The following is a 22,050-nucleotide window of genomic DNA, read 5'->3' on the forward strand; positions in this document are numbered from 1 at the left end:
CTGAAGAAGACGGTACATTCCCAAGTAAGGTTCTACCTTACTTAATCGCGCAAAGTCATACATTTGATCCAAATGATCCTAGTAAAATGCTAGAAATTGATACACAAAGTGAAGAAGAGGTTCTTGCATTCTATAAAACATTATCTCATACAGGATATGATGGAAATTCTCCATGGTTTAGATGGAAGGTAAGTCTATCCAAGGAAGAATTAGAGAATACAATCAATGCTAACATAGTGAGTAGACAAGCCGCAGACCCTAAGTTTGTGTTAACTCAAAACGAAGCAGGAGAGTTTGTAAGCCAACCGATTCCTGCTGAAGGAATTGGGGAGTTTATCAATATGTACGTTGTAAAACGTGGTGATGGTGGAAACATTATGGAGCTTGTCATTGAAGGTACAACAGGAACGTACAAAATTATTAAAGAGTACAATATCCGTTTCACAATCAGACCATCAAATGCGTTTACACAAGGCGATACTGTTGTGTTGCATCGTGCCACTGCAGGAAGCTCTGAATACACAGGTACACTAGATAATTATACGATTTTACCTTCAGCTTTCTTTGGTTTTGAAATCGATGAAGAAAAGGGTGCAACTTTTTATGGAGGCGGAAACGGGCATGGTGTTGGTATGAGTCAATATGGCGCATACTATCTAGGAACTACTTTAGGATATGAGTTTGATAGAATCCTAACTTCGTATTATCCAAACATGTCTTTACAAAAAACATCTATACTAACTCAAGAATAAAATGTGTGAAACTGCTGCCCAAAAATGGGTGGCAGTTTTTGTTTTTAAAATAATATTTTAAATAAATATAAAATATATTGAAATTTAATTTCCATCACGTATAATAAAAGTAACAACCAATTTAAAATTGGGGGATAAGAATCATGTATGTTTTGGGAATTGATGGAGGCGGGACGAAAACAAAAGGGGTCATTGCTGATGAACTTGGAAAAATCTATGCAGTGGCACAGGTTGGAGCATCCAACCAAAATGGCGCTGATGTTCAAAGCGTAGAAAGAGAACTCGAGAACTTGTTTTCGTCCTTAGAAAATCAACACAATGAAGCATTTACTAATCTTCATACAATCTTTGCTGGGATAGCGGGTGTTGACCGCCCTGAGGCAAAAAAGGTTATGGAGGATATTCTAGTAAAACTCTCCCCATCACAGGCAAGGGTCATCATTGAAAATGACGGGGTGAATGCTCTATATTCCGGAACGATCGGGGCGCCAGGAATTGTCCAGATTTGTGGAACGGGATCAATCACTTTCGGAGTGAATGATAAAGGTGAGCGAAAACGTGTTGGTGGTTGGGGGTATTTAATTGATGATGAAGGCAGTAGCTATGACCTTGGCAGGGAAGCATTACATTCCATTTTTAAGTCCTACGACAATCGAGGCCCTAAGACGATATTAACGGAAATGATTGTCCAGCATTTTCAAATTACTGATCCATCAGATTTAATTTCTATTGTATATGGGGCTAAGCACCCACGAGAGGTAATCGCGCCGTTAAGCAAATATGTTACAGTGGCCGCTGACCAAGATGATGAAGTGGCAAAAGAACTAATCCGAGAATCAGGAGCTAAAATTGCAAGCTCAATCCATCATTTGTACAATCAGCTTTTTCCATCGAATGAAAGGGAAGTTCCAGTGGTGCTTGTAGGTGGCTTATTTACACGAAGTGATTTGTTTGTCCCTATTATTGAAGCCCTTTTGAAACACATTCAACTCCCAATCACACTTGTCAAACCACTTACTGAACCTGTAGGTGGTGCGGTAGCTGCAGCACTTTATCATGCGGGAGGCAAACCCGATACGAGATTTGTAAGAAAAGTAAATGAAACGATAGTACAATAGTTTGATATTTAACTTGAATTTTTATTTTAAAAATTTTAAATATTTGCTATAATATGCTCAAATGGAAAAAACAGTAATGCAACTGACGGGGGAACCGTAATGAAATATATACAGTTGGATGTGCAATGGGAATCACAAATCGTTGATCTTTGGAATCGTGAGCTTGGTTCTAATTTTTCGATGAGGAAAGAGCTTTTTAAACAAAATAGTATTCATGATCTTCATATACTTCTGTCAGGTTCGTATCTTGCAGTAACTGAACAGAATGAACTCGTTGGTTTTGTTCTCTCGAAATGTATCCAAGATAAAAAGGAAACACTTCTTTCTCAAGAAGTTGGCTGGATTCAAGTGTTACTTGTTGACACAAAGTTTCGTAAAAACGGAATTGGAAGCGCTCTATTAGAGGGAGCTGAAAAAGCCTTACAAAAACAAGGCTGTAAATCTATTTTTCTCGGTCGAGACCCTGCACATTATTTTCCGGGAATTCCACTACAAGATGAGAATACGAGAAAATGGTTTGAAAATAGGGGTTATCAAGCTTCCGGGATTGAATCCGACTTAATCAGGACCTTTACACCAAATGAACAGTTTGAGTTTCATAAACCTAAGGATATTGAGGTGTCCTTAGCACAAGATAAGGATGAACTTCTTTCCTTCCTACATCGTTGTTTCCCTGGAAGATGGGAATATGAAGCAAAACAATATTTTAATTATGGTGGAACGGGAAGGGAATTTGTTGTATTTCGAAAAGACAAAAGGATTATTGGCTTCTGCCGAATTAACGATTCCAAGTCACCAATTATCGGCCCGAATGTATATTGGGTACCAATGTTCAAAGATGAAGTGGGCGGTGTCGGGCCACTTGGGATTGATAAAAGTGAGAGAAAAAATGGGTATGGGCTAGCGATTGTAGAGGCAGGTATCTCTTTTCTAAGAGAAAGGCATATAGACAACATCATTATTGATTGGACAGGATTACTAGACTTTTATAAAAAGATAGATTTCAAGGTTTGGAAACAATATCAACAATATAGTAAACATATTTAGTCCTTTCTAATGAAAGAAAAAGAAACCAGTTAGGTTGGAAAGGCGTGGCGAAATTGAAGGTTAATATAACATCATTAACAACGGAGCAACGAAATCAACGGTCCTTAAATATCGATCAGCTTACGACATCCCAAATTATTGGGCTAATGAATGAGGAAGATGAAACAGTTTCAAAGGCTGTTAGAAAGGTTCTTCCTCAAATTGATAAAGCCATTGAGGCAATCTATGTAACATTAAAACAAAATGGAAGGCTTTTTTATATAGGTGCAGGAACGAGTGGCAGACTTGGCGTTTTAGATGCAGCTGAATGTCCTCCTACTTTCTGTACACCTCCGGAAATGGTTCAGGCCATCATGGCTGGTGGTGAATCAGCGATGTTTACAGCCGTTGAAGGTGCTGAAGATGACCTTAATGCTGGTGCGAAGGATTTAGAAAAAAGAGGATTTACAAAGAATGATATTTTAGTCGGTATTGCGGCAAGTGGCCGTACTCCTTATGTGATTGGTGCTTTAACATATGCTCAAAATCTCGGAGCCATTACGGTTTCCTTAGCCTGCAACGAGAATGCAGAAATCAGTAAATTTGCTCATTATAGCATCGAGGTAATTGTGGGACCTGAAATACTATCAGGGTCAACGCGGTTAAAGTCGGCAACCGCTCAAAAAATGATTTTAAATATGTTGTCAACAACTGCAATGATTAAGCTAGGTAAAGTATATGGAAACCTAATGGTTGACCTTCATGCAAGCAATCTTAAGCTAATTGAGCGCGCGAGAAGAATTGTCATGGATGTGACAGGAGTTACGTATCAGGAAGCAGAAGTCTTACTCAATCAAACAAATCAAAAAGTAAAACCGGCAATTGTGATGGCATTAGCAGGTGTCTCACTGGAAAAGGCTACTGAAGTAATTGATCGGGCCAATGGATTTACAAGAAAGGCGATTGACTTAGCGAACGAAGGGAAGTGATGAAGTGAGAGAGAAGGTGTTAGCTTTTCTACAGCAGGAAATTGACCAACAGCATATCCCAGGTGCTGTCATTCATATCTCATTTCAAAAGCAGACGATTCTCCAAGAGGCGATTGGAAATCGAGTTGTATATCCGAAAAAAGACCCGATGAAGCTTAATACCATTTTTGATCTTGCTTCTTTGACAAAGGTGGTTGCCACCCTGCCCTCTATTTTACTACTTGTAGAGGCAGGGAAACTGCACCTTGATGACAAGGTTTCATTTTTCCTGCCGGAGTTTGCACGGCACGGAAAATTCAATATTACACTTAAAGATTTACTCACACACTGTTCTGGTTTACCTGCACACCGGGAGTATTTTAAAGAGTCTTTAAATACAAATCAGATTATTGAACGAATATTCGACGAAAAATTAGTTTCGAATTCGGGTGAGAAAGTTATCTATAGTGACTTAGGTTTCATCCTTCTCTATAAGATTATTGAAAAAGTAACAGAAGAAGATTTTCAGAGCTTTGTACATCGAGTGTTATTTGAAAAATTGGAGATGAGCGAAACTAGCTTTCTTCCAAACGTTGAGAGAGAAAGATTTGCAGCAACGGAATACAGTGAAACTTTACAGGATTATAAGCATGGGATTGTTCATGATGACAACACGGAAAGCATGGGTGGCATAAGTGGTCATGCGGGTTTGTTTTCCACCATATCTAATCTCGCAAACTATGCTTCCATGATTGAAAATAATGGGGTCTTTAAAGGAAAACGAATTCTTTCAAAGCAGGCAATAAACATCACAAAACAAAATTTCACCCCTTACAGCAATGAATACAGAGGGTTAGGCTGGATCTTGAAAAGCCCTGGATTCTCGAGCTGTGGGGACCTATTCTCCAGTTCTGCCTACGGTCACACTGGGTTTACAGGAACAAGCATCTGGTTTGATCCAGATATCCAGTTACATGTCATCCTACTGACAAATCGTGTTCATTTTGGAAGGAAGGACCCGATTCTAAGGCTAAGGCCGAGGTTACATAACTTGATTGCAGCACATTTTCCGAGGGGGTAATAAGGTGTCTGAAAAAATCCACTTAATGATTATTGGGGCTCACTGTGGAGACGGGGAAATTCAAGCAGGAGCCATCGCCCATAAATATGCAAAAGCAGGACATGAGGTTACCTTTCTTCACTTAACCGCAGGAGAAAAAGGCACACCGCCCCATCTAAGCGTAGAAGAGTACCGCATACAAAAAATAAACGAAGCAGAAAAAGCAGCTGAAATATTGGGTGCAAAAAGCATTACTCTTTCCTATAAGGATGCGGAACTTAAGGAGGATGAAGAAACAGTAACCTATCTTGCAACGATTTTTAGAAGACTAAAACCAACGCTGGTTATTACCCATTGGGAAAATAGTATGCATCCTGATCATGCCCTTTGTCCACGACTTGTTCAGGCGGCTTGGCTAAAAGCAGCATTGCCCGGCTTTGATTTAGATGGGCTTCCTCCTCATTCACTTCGAAGAATGCTTCATAGTGAGAATTGGGAGGACATGGAGGGGTATGTTCCGGATATTTATGTAGATGTAACAGACGAATTTGACACGTATTTAGAGGCATTATCACAATATTGGTTTATTATGAATTCTACTGATTTCAGGTATTACGACTATTATAAAGCACTTGGAACAATGAGAGGATGCTTAAACCGTACAACGTATGCGCAAACTCTTAAGTTTCCGGTTGGCGCTAATGTTCGAAAAGGGTCAAGTATACCTGGCTTTGAATTATAGATGTGGAGGTGAGCTTTATGAATCAAACAGAACTGCGAAGAAAAGTCGGCCAACTAATGGTTGTTGGCTTTAAAGGAATAACAGCCTCCGATGAAATTAAAGCGTTGATTCGCGAACATCATGTTGGTGGAATTATTCTCTTTGGACGAAATATTGGCACACCAGAGGAAATTCTTTCATTAACGACGGAGCTTCAACAAGTGGCGAAGGATGCAGGGCATGTGCACCCGCTCTTAATCTGTATTGATCAAGAAAATGGGGTTGTTCATAGATTAGGAGAAGGTACAACAATATTTCCGGGAGCCATGCTTTTAGGGGCAACAGGAAATCCAGACAATGCTTATGAAGTAGGTGTTGCGACAGGTAAAGAGCTTAAGGCACTTGGGATCAACTGGAATCTAGCGCCAGTAATGGATGTGAACAATAACCCTGAAAACCCGGTCATTGGCGTAAGGTCGTTTGGTGAGTCAGCCGAAAGAGTTTCCGAGTTTGGAAGAAAGGCAATGAAGGGGATGCAGGAAGCTGGCGTCATCACAACGTTAAAACATTTCCCAGGTCATGGGGATACAAATGTCGATTCCCACTTAGACCTGCCTGTGATTTCACACAACATCGAACGCTTGGAGCGAATAGAGTTAAAACCTTTTGTTGACAGCATAGCGGCTGGTGCGGATACGGTTATGTCGGCGCATGTCTATTTTCCAGCAATTGAAGATACCCCAGGCGTCCCTGCGACATTGTCGCGTAAAGTCATCACGGGTCTTCTTCGAGAAAAGCTTGGATTTGATGGAGTAGTAACAACAGATTGTATGGAAATGAATGCAATTGCCAATACCATTGGCACCGCAAAAGGTGGGGTGGAAGCGATAAAAGCAGGTGTTGACCTCATTATGGTCTCTCATCTTCATCATCTTCAAAAGGAAACCATTGATGCAATCGTTACTGAGGTAGAATCTGGAGAAATCGATGAAGCCCAGATTGAAGCAGCGGTAGCCAGAGTAACGAGATTAAAGGAAAAGTATTGTAGTTGGGAAGAAATCGGCTTAGATGAGGTACCGCAATTTGTTGGTGGAGAAGAGCACCAACAGCTTGCACATGACATTTATAAGCAAGGAATAACGATTGTTAAAAACAATGGTATCTTGCCATTAATGAATAAACGTGTGCTAGTGGTGTACTCAGAAAATAAGTATACGATGCAGGTCGAGGATAGACGTTATTCCTCGATGTATCTTGGTGAAACAATCAAAGAGATTGATGATACTGCGGAATTAGTTGAACTATCAAACCCGGCAACAGATGAAGAAATTAAAAAAGTAGCCGAATTAGCTCAACAATATGAAGCGATTATTGTGGGAACCTTGACTGTTCAAGAAGGAGACCCACAATCAAAACTAGTTACGGCATTAGCGGATACGGGGGTGCCGGTCATCGTCATTGCGACAAGAAGTCCGTATGACTTGGCATTTTTACCAGAGATAGAAGCCTATCTTTGCACATATGAATTTCCTTACCCTGCTTTGAAAATGGCGGCAAAAGCCATTTATGGACGTGAACAGGTAAAAGGAAAATTACCGGTTACCATTCCTTTGGTAAGGGAGCGGTTGAGTTGAGTCAAAAGGTAGTTGTGGGTTTAATGTCTGGTACATCTCTAGATGGTATTGATGCAGCTTTAGTTACTATTTCTGAAGATGATCATCAACAAATCCAAATGAAACTTCTTCATTTTTCAACACTTTCTTATTCAGAAACCATGCGTGCAAGAATCTTGGCATTATGTGACCCGAGTAAAGCTCGGCTTGAGGAGATATCTTTAACCAATATGCTACTAGGTGAGTTGTTTGCAGAGGCTGCGAAAAAGGTTGTAGCTCAAGCAGGTTTTGAGATGAAAGATGTGGATCTGATTAGCTCACATGGTCAGACAATTTTTCATCAGCCTGAAGGTAAACGGGTAGAGGACTATACGATTACTTCAACCTTGCAAATTGGGGATATCGCTGTGATTGCAGAAAGAACAGGTGTTATGACGGTTGGGGATTTCCGGACACGTGATATGGCGGTTGGCGGCCAAGGTGCGCCACTCGTTCCATATGCTGATGATCTATTATTTAGAGCGGATACAAGTGGTAGAATCCTAGCAAATATTGGCGGAATCGCAAATATCACCGTTTTACCCCCAGCTAAAAGTCATGAACGGGTGCTTGCGTTTGATACAGGACCAGGAAACATGCTGATTGATGCCTTTACAAAGTGGGCAACGAACGGAAAACAAACCTATGATAAAAATGGGGAAATAGCTGCAGCTGGTAAGGTAGACGAACAATGGCTTGAGGAGCTTTTAGATCATGAATACTACCGCTTGCCGGCACCAAAAAGTACAGGTCGAGAGCTGTTTGGATTTGATTATGCAAGAGAACTTTGGAATGCAAAAGCAGATTTAGGACCTGACGATAAGGTAGCAACCATTACAGAACTAACAGCACGAACAATCGCTGAAGAATGTAAGAGATTTATAGATTCTTATAAAATCCAAGAGATTTTTATAAGTGGTGGTGGTTGGTACAATCAAACACTACGAAAGAGATTGCAAGCTAATCTGCCTCCATCAATCAAATTAGGAAGTACAGATGAGCTAGGCATACAAGCTGATGCTAAGGAAGCCATTGTATTTGCACTACTAGGCTACCAATGCATCAACAAACGACCAAATAATCTTCCATCGGCAACAGGAGCAAGCGCCCCGGTTATTATGGGGAAAATTGCTCTAGCATAAAAATAATAGAACTGAAGGGGGGCGAGGGCAAGAGCTACAAAAATAGTGTTCTGTTGATACTGGAAAAAACAATGATGAAAGATACGTAAGGGGGAAAAGTAGAATGAAAAAATGGCTTAGTCTTTTTCTTATAAGTATTTTAGTAATTGGATTGTTAGCGGCATGTAGCAAGAAAGAGAACACAACAAAAGATGGCAGCGGAGATAGTGAAAAGGAATGGACGGGTACAATCACAGTTTGGGATGGACCGCGTTGGCCAGATGATAAAGATAATAAATTTCACTGGATGGAAAGTAAAATTAAAGAATTCGAAGCAGCACATGAAGGGGTTAAAGTTGATTTAGTTCAAGTTCCTTGGGCAGAGCTTCCTGATAAATTAGGTGTTTCAATTGCAGGGCAATCTTGGCCAGATGTTGCACCAGTTGATATTAGTGGTAGTGCAGTAAGTATTGACCATATTGAACAAGGTGTAATTGAATCAGTTGATGAGTTATTTACAGAAGATGAACTTAAGGACTTTTATGAAAATGCACTAGATGCTTACACATTTGACGGGAAATTATATGGAGTTCCAAACTCTCTAACTGTACACGCAATGCTTTTAAACTTAGATCTTTTTGAAGAGCGTGGAGTTGAGCCTCCAGCAAACGGTGAATGGACATGGGATGAATTCTTTGCAGCAGCTGAAAAGCTAACTTTTGACCGTGATAACGATGGTAAAACAGATGTATACGGATTCTCAACATATATCCTTCCTGGTTACTATGAGGCATGGCCGTTCTTCTATATCAATGGTGGAAGCCCATTAAATGAAGATATGTCAAAATTCACGTTCACAGAGCCAGAAGCAGTAGAAGCGATTCAACAACTTGCTGATTTGAAATTAGAGCATAACGTAGCTCCTGAAACATTAGGTGGTCAGGACGTTGGTGGTACATTCCAAGCGTGGGCAAACGAAGAGCAACGTACTGTTGCAATGCAGCCATGGGCTACATGGGCAATTAGCTCAGCTCAAACAAAATACCCTACAAACTTTGCAGTTGCAAACTACCCAACTGGTAAATCAGGTGAGCCTGTAACAATCGGTGGTGTAGGTGGTTGGACAATGTTCCACCAAGAAGAAGAAGGGAAAAAAGAAATGGTTGGCGAGTTTATTAAGTTCATCTCAACAACAGATGAGCAATTTACGATGGCAACTGAGTATGGTATTTTCCCTGCACGTAAGAGCGCTGCAGACATGGACCCTTATAAGGACAATCCAGAAATGAAGCGTGCACAAGAAATGTCTTCACAAGTTGTTATGCTTCCACGTCACCCTGAGTGGAAGAAAATTGATGAAGCTATTCAAACAGAGCTTCAGTTAGTATTCAATGGTGAAAAGACAGCAGAAGAAGCGATGAAAGCTGCTGAGAAGAAGGTCAATGAATTGTTAGGTGAGTAGTAATAGGCATAAGGTGGGTAGCCCTTATATGGGCTGCCTGCTGCCAAATGAAAGATTGGGGGAATTGCGTTGAAACCCGTTCATCAAACTGCAAATGCAGTAGTACAGACAAAAAAACCAACTATCTGGCTACAAATGAAAAAGAACTATTCCGCATATTTATTTTTACTTCCGAAACTTATCCTGTTTATTGCATTTATTGCGATCCCGGTTGTGTGGGCGTTTATCATCTCCTTCCAGGAATACAAAATTTTTGGGAGTGAATGGGCAGGTTTAGACAACTATATAAAGGTGTTTAAAAGTGATGCCTTTTACGACGCGCTAGGAAATACATTCCTTTTTACGGTTGTAACGGTACCTTTTAACGTAATAAGTGCACTTATCATTGCTTCTCTCATCCATCCTCTTGGAAAACTGTCTCAAAGCTTCTTCCGAGGAGCCTTTTATTTACCAACAGTTACATCAATGGTAATTGTTGCGATGGTCTGGCGCTGGATGTACAACTACGACTTTGGATTGTTTAACTATGTGTTAGGGTGGTTTGGAATGGAACCCCTTAACTGGTTGGGACAATCTTCATCCGCACTTTGGGCCTTGATCATCATGCAATGTTTAATTCCATTTGGAGTTGGAATCATTCTCTATCTTGCTTCAATGGGTTCAATTTCACATTCACTATATGAAGCGGCTACCATTGACGGGGCAAATAGTTTTCAAAAATGGTATCGCATTACATTGCCATTATTAAAACCATCTACTTTATATTTAGTTTTACTTAGTACAATCGGTTCGTTTCAGGTATTTACACAAATTATTATGATGACGGGCGGAGGACCAGGTACAGCTACAGAAACTCTGGTTCACTTAATCTATAAGACAGGCTTTAGAGATTTCGAGTTTGGCTTTGCAGCAGCACAATCCGTTGTTTTATTCTTTATCATTCTTTTATTTTCAATTATCCAATTCCGTTTACTTCGGTACGATGACTAGGAGGGAAGCATAATGACGACATCAGGTATTCAAAAAGTAAACAAGCTTATTATTTATGTACTACTATCGGTTTTCGCCATAGTTTCCCTTTTACCGTTGTATTGGGTGTTTAGTACCTCCTTGCAACTTAGCAGCTATCAAGATGAAGAACTAGAACGTCAAGTATCTTATGTAGATTCAAATCCTCCAAAAATGTACCCAGTTGGGATTACGGAGTACTTTGAACACTGGGGGAAGGCTAGGGACGCGGAAAGCGCTGGTGATGTTGAAGGAGCAGCCTATCATCGTGATGTTATGGACTACATCATTGAAGATACGTTTTCAGGATTTACCACCTTGTTTAACAAAAATAACGTAGGAATCTGGTTTTTTAATAGTTTTTATATAGCAGTAGTGGTGACAATTGGAATACTTCTCTTTGACTCGATGGCCGGGTATGTTCTCGCGAAAAAGCGGTTCCCGGGACGAAATCTCATTTTCTGGTCGATTATTGCCACGATGATGATTCCCGGCCAAGTAACGTTAGTGCCGTTGTTTATCATGGTTCGAAACTTTGGAATTATGGATACGCACTGGGCGCTTATATTCCCAGACTTAGCAATGGTATTTGGGGTATTTTTAATGAGGCAATTTATGCACTCGATCCCGGATGAACTAATAGATGCAGCGAAAATTGATGGTGCAAGCGAATGGAAAACGTATTGGAAAATCATTCTGCCATTGGCAAAACCAGGTTTAGCAGCTCTAGGAATCTTTACATTTATGAACGTTTGGAATTCGTTCCTGTGGCCAATTATCGTGTTAAACGATGCAAATTTATATACATTACCGGTAGGGTTAAAAACATTACAGGATGCAAACCTTGCAAGCTTCAAGCTCCTAATGAGTGGAGCAGCGATAGCATCCGTTCCGATGATTATTGTATTCATGATGTTCCAACGCCACTTTGTAAAAGGATTAACCCTTGGCGGAGTTAAAGAATAATGACCGATGGAGAGAGCAATCTCTCTTTTTTTGAGGGGAGGGGCAGAGAATGGAAATAGGTCTTGACCGCTTTTTAACGAAATCTGTGGATTTATGTAAGGGTAAAAGAGTCGGGGTGGTTACCAATATGACAGGTGTTAACCAACGACTTACTCCAACAATAGATTTGTTCCATGAGCATCCAGATATTCATGTTACTGCATTATATGGACCTGAACATGGAATTAGAGGAAGTGCTAAAGAAGGGGAAAAGATTGAGTTCTTTGTCGATCCTTATACTAATTTACCTGTGTATAGTCTTTACGGAGCAACGAAAAAGCCAACAAAAGAAATGCTTGAGAATGTGGATATGATTTTCTTTGATCTTCAGGATATTGGGGCAAGGTATTATACATTTATTTATACGATGGCATATGTGATGGAAGCCTGTGCAGAGTTCGGAAAGGAATTCGTCGTTCTTGATCGGCCAAATCCAATCACAGGGACCGTAATGGAAGGGAATCTAGTGGATGAGGACGTTCGTTCTTTTGTTGGCCTCTACCCAATTCCGAATCGTCACGGTATGACCGTCGGGGAAATTGCACTCATGTATAAGCATGAATTCGGAATCGGTTGTGAATTAACGGTCATTCCGATGGAGGCCTGGAGTCGTGATATGTTTTATGATGAAACCGGCCTGTTTTGGATTCCGCCATCGCCTAATACGACAGGAATGGATATGTGTACATTATACCCTGGGACCTGCTTGGTTGAAGGAACGAATCTATCCGAGGGAAGAGGTACAACACGACCTTTTGAATACGTGGGAAGTCCCTATATTGAAGGATACCGGTTGGCTAAATATTTTAATGAGAAAAAACTTTCTGGAGTGTTAGCCCGACCAATTTCCTTTGTTCCAACGTACCAAAAACATAAGGATCAGGTCTGTGAAGGTGTTCAGCTTCATGTAACTGATCGATGGAAAATTCACTCGTTGAAAACAGGACTGACGTTGTTAGAAACAATAGCGGAAATGTATCCTCATGATTTTGAGTTTTTTCAATTTGGTGAAAAGAAAACCTATATGTTTGACCTTTTAGCGGGGACAAAGAATCTTAAGAATCTAGTTATGAATGGAAAGACTAACCGTTTTATAGAATCATGTGAAGCGGAAACAGAAGCCTTTAAAAAGAAGAGAGAACCTTATCTACTTTACAATTAGGGAAGGGGATGGAACGTGTGGTTTCATTTCGATATTATCAATCAGGCGATGAAATAGGAATTGTTCGCCTCTGGAATGAGTGCTTGCTGAAGGATCCAATCACACAGCTTAGGTTTCGAAATCTCGTTCTTTTAGACGCAAACTTCGATCCAAAGGGATTACGAGTTGCGGTTGACGGAGATCAAATAGTCGGTTGTGTGTATGCGATACGAAGATTGCTACCAATGGCAGGTACAGACTTAGAGCCGGAAAATGGCTGGATTCCTTTCTTTTTCGTTCATCCGGAGTTCTCGCGGTCTGGTATTGGAGAAAAATTGATGAAAGATGGGGTGGAACTCCTAGCAACTGAAGGTCGGAAGAATGTTTTCTTTGCTTCGTATGCTCCGAATTATATTCTGCCTGGAATCGATGAAGAAGCATATCCAGAAGGGTATTCCTTTCTCCTCAAGCAAGGATTTGAAAAACAATACTCACCTGTCGCGATGGATCGAAGTTTAGTAGGCTTCACGCCACCCTCTGATGTGCTTGAATTAAAGACACAGCGGGAACAAGAAGGGTACACATTTTTAACTGCTGAAGATAAGGATTTATACGAAGTGATCCATTTTGCCAACAATGTGTTTAACCCGGATTGGGGACGTGCGATTCGAGAAGGAATTCTACAAGGGCTGCCACTCCACCGCATTTTAATCGCAAGAGATCGTGAAAATTCAGTGGGCTTTTGCATTTATGGCGGCTATGAAGGAATTCCGGATCGCTTCGGACCATTTGGGGTTGACACCAACCAGCAAGGTAAGGGGTTAGGCAAGATTTTATTAAATGAGTGTTTGAAAAATATGCGTGCAGAAGGATTGCATGGTGCATGGTTTCTCTGGACGGGAGAGAAGAGTTCAGCGGGACATCTCTATAAGAAAACAGGATTTGAGATTACACGAAAGTTCCATGTTATGAAAAAAACGTTATAATGTTAATAAATTGAATAAAGAGAGTTGATGACAATGTCCTTTATGACCGGAGGACTCGTAATGCTTCAGGAAATGCATGATAACCTCCCACCGTCTGAAAAGAAAATTGCTTTATATATATTAGAAAATCCACAAGAGACGATTACACTAACGGCCAGTGAGCTTGGTAAAAGAAGTTCAACAAGCAGTGCGGCTGTTATTCGGCTATGTAAATCACTTGATTTAAAAGGGTTTCAGGATTTAAAGCTTCGTATAGCAGGAGACCTGCAAAAGAAGAAAGCAACGGGATTTCGCGATATTGAGCCAAATGAATCTACTTTGTCTATTATTGAAAAAATGACAGACAATAGTGTTCAAACCTTACGAGAAACAGCTGAATTGCTAAACAATGAAGAGCTTGAAAGAGCGGTAGAAATCTTAAAAAATGCCGGGACGATTCACTTTTTTGGTGTTGGCGCGTCAAGCATCATTGCTCAAGATGCTCAGCAGAAGTTTTTAAGAATTAATAAAAAAGCAACGGCTTTTCCAGATCTACATATGGCCGCAACCTTGGTTGCAAATGCTGATGAAAATGATGTTGTTGTTGGGATTTCGTTTTCGGGGGCAACGTTTGAGGTAGCGAAAATCCTTGAGCTCGCAAATAAAAAAGGAGCCCATACGATTAGCTTAACGAAATATGGCTCATCGATTGTGACCGAGCAGGCAGGCATTCGCCTTTATACCTCTGCTACTAGAGAGCCGACTTTCCGAAGCGGCGCAACTTCATCAAGAATCGCCCAGCTTCATGTGATGGACATTCTTTTTATGAGTGTCGCCTCACAGGCATATGACCAAACCGTCCAACACCTTGATGAAACACGAGAAATGATAAATATTTTGCACGACCCAATAAAGTGAGACCAGAGATGGTCTCTTTTTTTAGTGTGGGGGAGACGCTGTACGCCACTATGTGAACAGTTTCTTCAAAAAGCCTAACTGGCTGTGCATCAGAGGGCTTGGAGTGTAGTCAACTACCTAGAAACTTCCAAGTGATGATACTCCAGAGGGCTTGGAGTGCAGTTAACTACCTAGTAATTTCCAGTTGGTGATACTCCAGAGGGCTTGGAGTGTAGTCAACCACCTAGTAATTTCCAAGTGATGATACTCCAAAGGGTTTGGAGTGTAACCAATCACCTAGTAATTTCCAAGTGATGATACTCCAGAGGGCTTGGGGAGTAGTCAATTACCTAGAAACTTCCAAGTGATGATACTCCAGCGGGTTTGGAGTGTAGTCAACTCCCTATAAATTTCCAAGGGATGATACTCCAGCGGGCTTGGAGTGCAGTTAACTACCTAGTAATTTCCAGTTAGTGATACTCCAGAGGGCTTGGAGTGTAGTCAACCACCTAGTGATTTCCAAGGGATGATACTCCAGCGGGTTTGGAGTGTAACCAACTACCTAGAACTTACCAATTGGCAATGCTCCAGCTGGCTTGAGAGATACTTAATCTCCTAGAAAAGCAAAATGGTTACTTTCTAAAAGTTTTTTACTATCTCTTTTTCCTTTTTTATACAAAAGGTATGAGATAACTTGCGCTTAAGCTAATGGACTTTGAAATTATTTACAATAGTCCAGCCATATCCATCAATTAAACTTTAGTTATTACCATAATTACCCAAAAGCATCCTCAAACCAGATCTCAGTCCTCCAAACTCAAAACCATACCGATAAAATCTCACTCTTTGTATCACAAATCCAAAACTAACAAATAATATAATAATAATAAGAAAAAGTGTCCACTGGGTATAAACATTTGATGAATAATGTGGTAAAGTAGGAAGTATAAATGTTGATATAAAAGGGTTTGTAAAAACATAAATGTATTCCCTGGAAATACACTTGTGTTTTACAAACATACAAAGGAGGATTCTAATGTCGAAGGTGTTGGACTCATTTTTGCATGAAAATCTGGAGGATTTAAAGACGAAAGGTCTTTACAATGTAATCGACCCTCTACAAGGTGCAAACGGACCTATTATTAAAATCAATGGAAAAGAGCTTATTAACTTATCTTCTAACAACTACTTAGGATTAGCGACTGATGAGCGCCTAAAAGAGGTTGCTAAGGAAGCAATCGATACGTACGGAGTTGGAGCAGGTGCGGTTCGAACCATCAACGGGACACTTGATCTTCATATAAAACTAGAAGAAAAGCTTGCTGAGTTTAAACATACAGAAGCAGCGATTTCGTATCAATCTGGCTTTAACTGTAATATGGCAGCTATTTCTGCTGTTATGGATAAAAACGATGCGATTCTATCCGATGAGCTAAATCATGCTTCCATTATTGATGGATGCCGTCTTTCAAAGGCGAAAATTATTCGAGTCAACCACTCTGACATGGATGATTTACGAAAAAAGGCAAAAGAAGCAACTGAATCTGGTTTATATAACAAAGTTATGGTCATCACTGACGGAGTTTTCTCTATGGATGGTGACATTGCGAAACTACCTGAAATCGTACAAATTGCAGAGGAATTTGATCTCATTACATATGTAGATGATGCCCACGGTTCAGGTGTTTTAGGAAAAGGTGCTGGTACGGTGAAGCACTTTGGTCTTTCTGATAAAGTAGATTTCCAAATTGGAACTCTTTCAAAAGCAATTGGCGTTGTTGGTGGTTATGTAGCGGGTAAGAAGGCGTTAATTGACTGGCTAAAAGTTCGAAGCAGACCTTTCCTATTTTCAACTGCTGTTACGCCAGCGGATGTTACTGCTGCTACAAAAGCAATCGAAATTCTAATGAGCAGTACAGAACTCCACGACAAGCTATGGGATAATGCTAACTACTTCAAGCAACAGCTAAAAGAACGTGGCTTTGATATTGGCCATAGTGAAACTCCAATAACACCCGTGATTGTTGGGGAAGAAGTAAAAACACAAGAGTTCAGTAAGAGATTGATTGAAGAAGGCGTCTATGCAAAATCCATCGTATTCCCAACTGTACCAAAAGGAACAGGAAGGGTCCGAAATATGCCAACAGCTGCACATACAAAAGATATGCTAGACCAAGCAGTTGCGATTTATGAAAAAGTAGGCAAGGAAATGAACATTATCTAAAAGCTGATCAGAAGATCATCTTGGGGGAATGAATAATGGAGAAAATTATAATTACCGGAGCCTTGGGCCAAATCGGTTCAGAGCTTGTCACAAAACTTCGTAAGGTTTATGGTGCTCAAAATGTTGTTGCAACAGATATTCGAAAAACGGATTGCGAGGTTGTTCACTCTGGTCCGTTTGAGATTTTAGATGTAACAGACGGAAAAGCAATGTACGATATTACGAAAAAATACGATGCAGACACATTGATTCATTTGGCAGCATTACTATCAGCAACTGCAGAGGCAAAGCCACTTTTAGCTTGGAACTTAAATATGGGTGGGCTTGTCAATGCATTAGAAGTTGCTCGTGAATTGCGTTGTCAGTTTTTCACACCAAGCTCAATTGGGGCATTTGGTCCGTCTACACCAAAGGATGGAACCCCACAGGACACCATTCAGCGCCCTACGACAATGTATGGTGTGAACAAGGTTTCTGGAGAATTACTTTGTGATTATTACAATCATAAATTTGGTGTTGATACAAGAGGACTACGTTTCCCTGGGCTTATTTCGTATGTGACCCCACCTGGTGGTGGTACAACAGATTATGCTGTGGAAATTTATTATGAAGCACTGAAAAATAAAAGCTATACATCGTATATTGATAAAGGTACGTATATGGATATGATGTATATGCCAGATGCGCTTCAAGCCATTGTAGACTTAATGGAGGCAGAGGAGTGCAAGTTAAAACACCGAAATGCTTTCAATGTGACGGCGATGAGCTTTGCGCCTGAAGAAATTGCAGCAGTTATTAAAAAGCATATTCCAGAGTTTGCGATGAATTATGATGTTGACCCAGTCCGCCAAGCGATCGCTGAAAGCTGGCCAAATTCAATTGATGCAACTGCAGCAAAAGAAGAATGGGGCTTTAAAGCACAATATGATCTCGAATCAATGACGAAAGATATGTTAGAAAAATTGAGTGTCAAGCTAGTGAAAAATGCAGGATAAATAAAGAGGAGTATGAATCTTACGGGATTCATACTCCTCTTTTATTCATCTTAGACGCCCATTTTTCTGCGAGTATTACTAGGTTTTTTTGTTTGCTGGCTTTTCATTTTTTTTGATGAAAGGTCGGCATTCATTTTACCTTTTGTATTGGATGATTGAGCCTTTTTGTTTTCAAGCTGCTGCTTCATAGCCTCTTGCAGGCTAATCTTCTTTTTTGGTGCTTCGGGTTGATTGTTCTCGGTCATAGAAATTCCTCCTTAGTGGATACGATAGTCAATCTAGTATAATCTATTTTGATTCAAATGGGAAAGGTCCATGATAGCGAAAACGATAAAAGGATAGCTAAAATGAAGAAAAACCACTAAACAGTGGTTTTTTAGTCCCGCATTGCTCCTGCTTCTCTAGAGGTCATGGCACCCTGGCCTTGGCTTACATCCTTTGCAATTTCTTGTTTCACTTTTTGTGGATTTGTTCCTGCGACATCTGTCTGCATTGTTTTCTGTTTAGGTTGTTTTTGTGGCATAGTGATTCCTCCTGCATTTTTAGTCTCAATCATAGTATTAGCAATACATCTCATTACATCCGCACTTTCATTTTTTTAAGACGTGAAAAAAGCTAGGGGAAAAATCCCTAGCTTTTCTCACACATCTTAATTCATTTCAACTTGTCCTTTTTGCTTTTTCAATTTCACTGCAAAATACCCGATCGTAATCGCAATGAAGGCCACCATATAGGTTAAGAGAATCAAGTTGTTATTCCACATATAACTGAAATCACCGCTTGAAATGACAGCTTTAAATGACTGTACGGAATATGTCATTGGTAAAAGTGCGTTAATTGGTTGTAATGCAGTTGGGATTAGTTCAAGTGGGAAAGTTCCAGCACTTGTTGTTAATTGTAAAATTAAGACGATGATCGCAATGAAACGACCAGGGTCCCCCAACATAGTCACAAGCATTTGGATTAAAGTTAAGAAAGTAAAGCTTGTGATTAAAGATGTGACAAAGAATAATGGGACACTTGCGACCTCAATTTTTAGACCTTCTAATAGTATGATGTCAACAAGGGCTGCTTGGAACACTCCGACAATGGCTAATACACCAAATTTACTAAAGAACCAGCGGAATGCATTAGTTGGTTGAACAACAGGATCTTTAAGTTTAAATACAATTGACATGAGTAATGCACCAACAAATAGACCAAGTGAGATAAAATAGGGTGCAAAACCTGTTCCATAGTTAGGGACGGTATTTATTTCTTGCTTTTTAACAGTAACAGGTTCGCCCATCATGTCGTAGGTTTCGTTGGATGCCTCTACAGAATTTGCTTGTTCAGCACCTTCCGCAAGTTTCTCCGCGAGTTCATCCGAGCCTTTGGCAAGTTGAACAGTGCCTTCTTCTAATTCTTTCGAACCATCCGCAAGTTGACCTGCGCCATTTTGTAGTTGACCGGCACCATTTGTTAATTGGTTCATACCATTGTTTAATTCGTTAGCGCCGTTATTAAGTTCAACCGAACCATTGTATAATTGGCTAATTCCTTGTTGTAGACTTCTATGACCTTCATTAATCTGTTGAAGCCCAGCTAATAATTGGTTAAAGGAAGGGCTTGTTTGGGATATTAGCTGTTCCTCTAAACCAGTTGTTGCGGAACCAAACTGTTGATGTAAGCCAGTTTTAAATTGTGTGAACCCTTGGTTAAGTCCATTTTCAACGCCTGCTGATATACCAGGTTCAAGTTTTTGCTGCAATTGCTGTTCTAATTGCTGTTGTAACTGTTCTTTCGTTGGCTGTTTTTGAGCCATTTGTGCAATAAAAGCAGAAGCATGCGTTTCGTCCATTATTTGATTTTCAATTAAGGTCGTTTTAAGCTGCTCCATTTGTTGTGTTTGAGATGCGAGCATTTGGTCTGCTAGTTGTTCAGAAAGGCTGGCTGCAATCCCATTTGTTAGTTGAGTTGATAGCCCAGCGTTAAGTTTCATCTCAAGTTCATCTATACCTTCATCAACTTTGCTAACATTATTGTTAAGCTGAGTCGTTACTTCCTCTGCAATTTGCTTTGGTAGTTCTTCCTTCATGAGGGCAACCCCATCTTGGACTTGATTTGTTCCATCCACTAAAGAAGGAATTTTTTCATTCACTTCGTTAAGACCTGCTTTTACTTGGTCAGTTCCAGAAGCAAGACCAGTTGCTCCGGATTCTGCTTTTTTAACTCCATTTGTAAATTCAATTGATTTAGAAGCTAAATTAGTTAGGTTTTCCTCAAGTGTTTTTGAACCGTCATTTACTTTTGCTACACCTTCCGCAAGTTGTTCAGAACCTTCACTTGCTTGGGTTAAACCGTCTGCTAGGTTTTGGACCTTGCCAAACATGGTTTCAGCATAGGTAGCTGTAACATTCTTTGATACTTCTGCCTTTATTCTTTCAATTGCGGTTTCCCCAATTTGAGAGGACAAAAAGTTTGTGCCTTCATTTGGCACATATTTAAGTTCCAATTTTTGTGGTTGACGATCTAATAAGGAAGTTGCGTTTTTTGAAAAATCCTCGGGAATTTCAACGAGTATATAATAATCTCTGTTTTCAAGCCCGTTGTATCCTTCTTCCTTTGAGACAATATGAAAATCGAATGTGTTGTTATTGGAAAGTTTGTCAGTCAACTCATTTCCAAGTTGTAATTGGTCCCCTTCAAATTCAGCTCCAGTATCCTCATTCACAATAGCGACTGGTAAACTTTCCATCTGGTCATATGGATCCCAAAATGCCCAGAGAAACATACCTGCATAAAGAACAGGAACAAAAGCTACTGCTAAAATTGGAATGAGAACTTTGCGATTTGAAAGGATATGTTTTAATTCAGCAAAAAAGGATGATCCCTTCATATAAAAACCTCCTAGTAATAATATGACTGTTTTATTCAAATGGTCATTTTTAGCCAAATAAGATGGGTACTCAACTTGAGGACCCATGGCATGACTATTTCTCTAACCCTTTAAAGAAATACAGCTGAAATAAATTTGAAATTTCTTCTTTTTCGAGTGGTTCGTGGTTTCGTTCCCAATCAAAGATTAAGGAAACATAAAGCTTTAACATGACAAAAGCTGTGATTTCTGGGTTACAGGGCTTAATTTCATCGCGGTCGATTGCTGCTTGAATCATGTCTTTCATATAGTTGATGATCGCCTGCTCAACACGCTGTACAACCTCAACAACTGCCTGCGTTCCGATATCTCTTTCCTCTTGAAATAGCTTAATCGTTAGTTGGTGTGACTTACGGAATTCTAGTAATCGAAAAAGGATCCGGTGTGCATTTTCATAAAAGGTGCTGTTTTCATCCATTGCTTCTTCGGCTACCATTTTCATATCCCGAATGAGTGTACTGATGATTTCATCGAATAATTCCTCTTTGTTCTTAAAAAAAGTATAGATTGTACCTTTACCAACGCTCGCAAGCTTTGCAACCTGATCCATTGTTGTGGCCTTGTACCCAAATAAAGAGAACGATTTTGTCGCAGCTTCAACAATTAACTGTTTTCTATCGATCGCCACCATTGATCACCTCACTTTAGGTAGATTGACCAAATGAGAAATACGGTCATTTAATTCACAATGAGAAATATAGCACACTAAATGTTACATTGCAAGTCACGTTTATCTTTTACTTTAACGACGTACATATTAGTGAGTATTAACGACTTCATGAAAACGCTAAACTTTTTTGTTGTAATTATTTTTTGACCGTGCTAATATAAATCTTGTAAAAGGAATGCAACCGTTTGCGCAACAATTGCGCAAAAGCAGTAAAGTCAAAAGAATACAGTAATATCAATGGTATATATTTTTTAAACTCAATGAAAGCGTTTAATTTGCGGAGTGGAAAAATGACTAATTTCTACAAATAAGTCCAAATTTATGCAATCGGTTTCCTAAACCTGTGCA

General features: G+C 39.9%; 19 protein-coding genes and 1 pseudogene. 16 read left to right on the forward strand and 4 right to left on the reverse strand.

The genetic code is table 11. The features are described 5' to 3' along the window. The 16 genes and pseudogenes from AC6CHV_RS25390 to AC6CHV_RS25465 all read left to right on the forward strand — a co-directional run. Positions 1-752: pseudogene (locus AC6CHV_RS25390) on the forward strand (SpoIID/LytB domain-containing protein); the annotation flags it as partial. Between the two features lie 143 nt (positions 753-895). Continuing rightward, positions 896-1,870: a BadF/BadG/BcrA/BcrD ATPase family protein gene (locus tag AC6CHV_RS25395; RefSeq protein WP_498079896.1), complete on the forward strand. Its 975-nt coding sequence runs from the start codon at positions 896-898 to the stop codon at positions 1,868-1,870. A gap of 99 nt (positions 1,871-1,969) precedes the next feature. Then, complete coding sequence (locus AC6CHV_RS25400) at positions 1,970-2,917, forward strand: GNAT family N-acetyltransferase (RefSeq protein ID WP_498079897.1); 948 nt, start codon at positions 1,970-1,972, stop codon at positions 2,915-2,917. Between the two features lie 44 nt (positions 2,918-2,961). Next, positions 2,962-3,885 carry an N-acetylmuramic acid 6-phosphate etherase gene (gene murQ, locus AC6CHV_RS25405; RefSeq protein ID WP_498079898.1) on the forward strand — a complete coding sequence of 308 codons (924 nt, stop codon included), beginning with the start codon at positions 2,962-2,964 and terminating at the stop codon, positions 3,883-3,885. A 4-nt stretch (positions 3,886-3,889) separates the two neighbouring features. Next, positions 3,890-4,945, forward strand: a complete 1,056-nt coding sequence (locus tag AC6CHV_RS25410; RefSeq protein WP_498079899.1) for a serine hydrolase — start codon at positions 3,890-3,892, stop codon at positions 4,943-4,945. A gap of 4 nt (positions 4,946-4,949) precedes the next feature. Next, a complete protein-coding gene (locus AC6CHV_RS25415) occupies positions 4,950-5,666 on the forward strand; it encodes a PIG-L family deacetylase (protein ID WP_498079900.1) in 717 nt (238 codons plus the stop codon). A 17-nt stretch (positions 5,667-5,683) separates the two neighbouring features. Further along, positions 5,684-7,279 carry a beta-N-acetylhexosaminidase gene (gene nagZ / locus AC6CHV_RS25420; protein WP_498079901.1) on the forward strand — a complete coding sequence of 532 codons (1,596 nt, stop codon included), beginning with the start codon at positions 5,684-5,686 and terminating at the stop codon, positions 7,277-7,279. Then, positions 7,276-8,439, forward strand: a complete 1,164-nt coding sequence (locus tag AC6CHV_RS25425; protein ID WP_498079902.1) for an anhydro-N-acetylmuramic acid kinase — start codon at positions 7,276-7,278, stop codon at positions 8,437-8,439. Before nagZ ends, AC6CHV_RS25425 begins: the two co-directional genes overlap by 4 nt. Positions 8,440-8,542: 103 nt before the next feature. After that, positions 8,543-9,880 carry an extracellular solute-binding protein gene (locus tag AC6CHV_RS25430; RefSeq protein ID WP_498079903.1) on the forward strand — a complete coding sequence of 446 codons (1,338 nt, stop codon included), beginning with the start codon at positions 8,543-8,545 and terminating at the stop codon, positions 9,878-9,880. 69 nt (positions 9,881-9,949) lie between these two features. Then, entirely contained in the window at positions 9,950-10,870 is a 921-nt protein-coding gene (locus tag AC6CHV_RS25435; protein WP_099351494.1) for a carbohydrate ABC transporter permease, read from the forward strand. A 12-nt stretch (positions 10,871-10,882) separates the two neighbouring features. Continuing rightward, a complete protein-coding gene (locus AC6CHV_RS25440) occupies positions 10,883-11,854 on the forward strand; it encodes an ABC transporter permease subunit (protein ID WP_498079904.1) in 972 nt (323 codons plus the stop codon). A 49-nt stretch (positions 11,855-11,903) separates the two neighbouring features. Beyond that, the gene (locus tag AC6CHV_RS25445; RefSeq protein WP_498079905.1) at positions 11,904-13,055 is read left to right on the forward strand and encodes an exo-beta-N-acetylmuramidase NamZ domain-containing protein; all 1,152 of its coding nucleotides are present in this window, start codon (positions 11,904-11,906) and stop codon (positions 13,053-13,055) included. A gap of 17 nt (positions 13,056-13,072) precedes the next feature. Further along, positions 13,073-14,020 (forward strand): GNAT family N-acetyltransferase, encoded by a 948-nt coding sequence (locus tag AC6CHV_RS25450; protein ID WP_498079906.1) that lies wholly within the window; start codon positions 13,073-13,075, stop codon positions 14,018-14,020. A gap of 60 nt (positions 14,021-14,080) precedes the next feature. Then, positions 14,081-14,917: an SIS domain-containing protein gene (locus AC6CHV_RS25455; RefSeq protein ID WP_498079907.1), complete on the forward strand. Its 837-nt coding sequence runs from the start codon at positions 14,081-14,083 to the stop codon at positions 14,915-14,917. Between the two features lie 1,015 nt (positions 14,918-15,932). Then, positions 15,933-17,120, forward strand: a complete 1,188-nt coding sequence (locus AC6CHV_RS25460; RefSeq protein WP_309098216.1) for a glycine C-acetyltransferase — start codon at positions 15,933-15,935, stop codon at positions 17,118-17,120. Between the two features lie 35 nt (positions 17,121-17,155). Further along, positions 17,156-18,115, forward strand: coding sequence for an NAD-dependent epimerase/dehydratase family protein (locus tag AC6CHV_RS25465; RefSeq protein WP_498079908.1), 960 nt, complete (start codon positions 17,156-17,158; stop codon positions 18,113-18,115). A 50-nt stretch (positions 18,116-18,165) separates the two neighbouring features. Here the strand turns inward: AC6CHV_RS25465 and AC6CHV_RS25470 are convergent, their stop codons facing one another. The 4 genes from AC6CHV_RS25470 to AC6CHV_RS25485 form a co-directional block, all read right to left on the reverse strand. Then, positions 18,166-18,360, reverse strand: a complete 195-nt coding sequence (locus AC6CHV_RS25470; RefSeq protein WP_498079909.1) for a hypothetical protein — start codon at positions 18,358-18,360, stop codon at positions 18,166-18,168. 131 nt (positions 18,361-18,491) lie between these two features. Continuing rightward, positions 18,492-18,638 carry a hypothetical protein gene (locus AC6CHV_RS25475; RefSeq protein WP_498079910.1) on the reverse strand — a complete coding sequence of 49 codons (147 nt, stop codon included), beginning with the start codon at positions 18,636-18,638 and terminating at the stop codon, positions 18,492-18,494. A gap of 126 nt (positions 18,639-18,764) precedes the next feature. Then, positions 18,765-20,993 carry a YhgE/Pip family protein gene (locus AC6CHV_RS25480; protein WP_498079911.1) on the reverse strand — a complete coding sequence of 743 codons (2,229 nt, stop codon included), beginning with the start codon at positions 20,991-20,993 and terminating at the stop codon, positions 18,765-18,767. 94 nt (positions 20,994-21,087) lie between these two features. Further along, the gene (locus tag AC6CHV_RS25485) at positions 21,088-21,663 is read right to left on the reverse strand and encodes a TetR family transcriptional regulator (protein ID WP_498079912.1); all 576 of its coding nucleotides are present in this window, start codon (positions 21,661-21,663) and stop codon (positions 21,088-21,090) included. Positions 21,664-22,050: the final 387 nt, after the last annotated feature.

This window comes from Ferdinandcohnia sp. GQ5 (assembly GCF_059759275.1).

What these genes read in the sequence shown, in the direction of transcription:
- AC6CHV_RS25470 (WP_498079909.1), bottom strand. Translation starts at nt 18,360, where the DNA reads ATGACCGAGAACAATCAACCCGAAGCACCAAAAAAGAAGATTAGCCTG.
- AC6CHV_RS25445 (WP_498079905.1), top strand. Translation starts at nt 11,904, where the DNA reads ATGGAAATAGGTCTTGACCGCTTTTTAACGAAATCTGTGGATTTATGT.
- AC6CHV_RS25480 (WP_498079911.1), bottom strand. Translation starts at nt 20,993, where the DNA reads ATGAAGGGATCATCCTTTTTTGCTGAATTAAAACATATCCTTTCAAAT.
- AC6CHV_RS25395 (WP_498079896.1), top strand. Translation starts at nt 896, where the DNA reads ATGTATGTTTTGGGAATTGATGGAGGCGGGACGAAAACAAAAGGGGTC.
- AC6CHV_RS25485 (WP_498079912.1), bottom strand. Translation starts at nt 21,663, where the DNA reads ATGGTGGCGATCGATAGAAAACAGTTAATTGTTGAAGCTGCGACAAAA.
- AC6CHV_RS25460 (WP_309098216.1), top strand. Translation starts at nt 15,933, where the DNA reads ATGTCGAAGGTGTTGGACTCATTTTTGCATGAAAATCTGGAGGATTTA.
- AC6CHV_RS25465 (WP_498079908.1), top strand. Translation starts at nt 17,156, where the DNA reads ATGGAGAAAATTATAATTACCGGAGCCTTGGGCCAAATCGGTTCAGAG.
- AC6CHV_RS25475 (WP_498079910.1), bottom strand. Translation starts at nt 18,638, where the DNA reads ATGCCACAAAAACAACCTAAACAGAAAACAATGCAGACAGATGTCGCA.
- AC6CHV_RS25400 (WP_498079897.1), top strand. Translation starts at nt 1,970, where the DNA reads ATGAAATATATACAGTTGGATGTGCAATGGGAATCACAAATCGTTGAT.
- nagZ (WP_498079901.1), top strand. Translation starts at nt 5,684, where the DNA reads ATGAATCAAACAGAACTGCGAAGAAAAGTCGGCCAACTAATGGTTGTT.
- AC6CHV_RS25455 (WP_498079907.1), top strand. Translation starts at nt 14,081, where the DNA reads ATGCTTCAGGAAATGCATGATAACCTCCCACCGTCTGAAAAGAAAATT.
- AC6CHV_RS25430 (WP_498079903.1), top strand. Translation starts at nt 8,543, where the DNA reads ATGAAAAAATGGCTTAGTCTTTTTCTTATAAGTATTTTAGTAATTGGA.
- AC6CHV_RS25440 (WP_498079904.1), top strand. Translation starts at nt 10,883, where the DNA reads ATGACGACATCAGGTATTCAAAAAGTAAACAAGCTTATTATTTATGTA.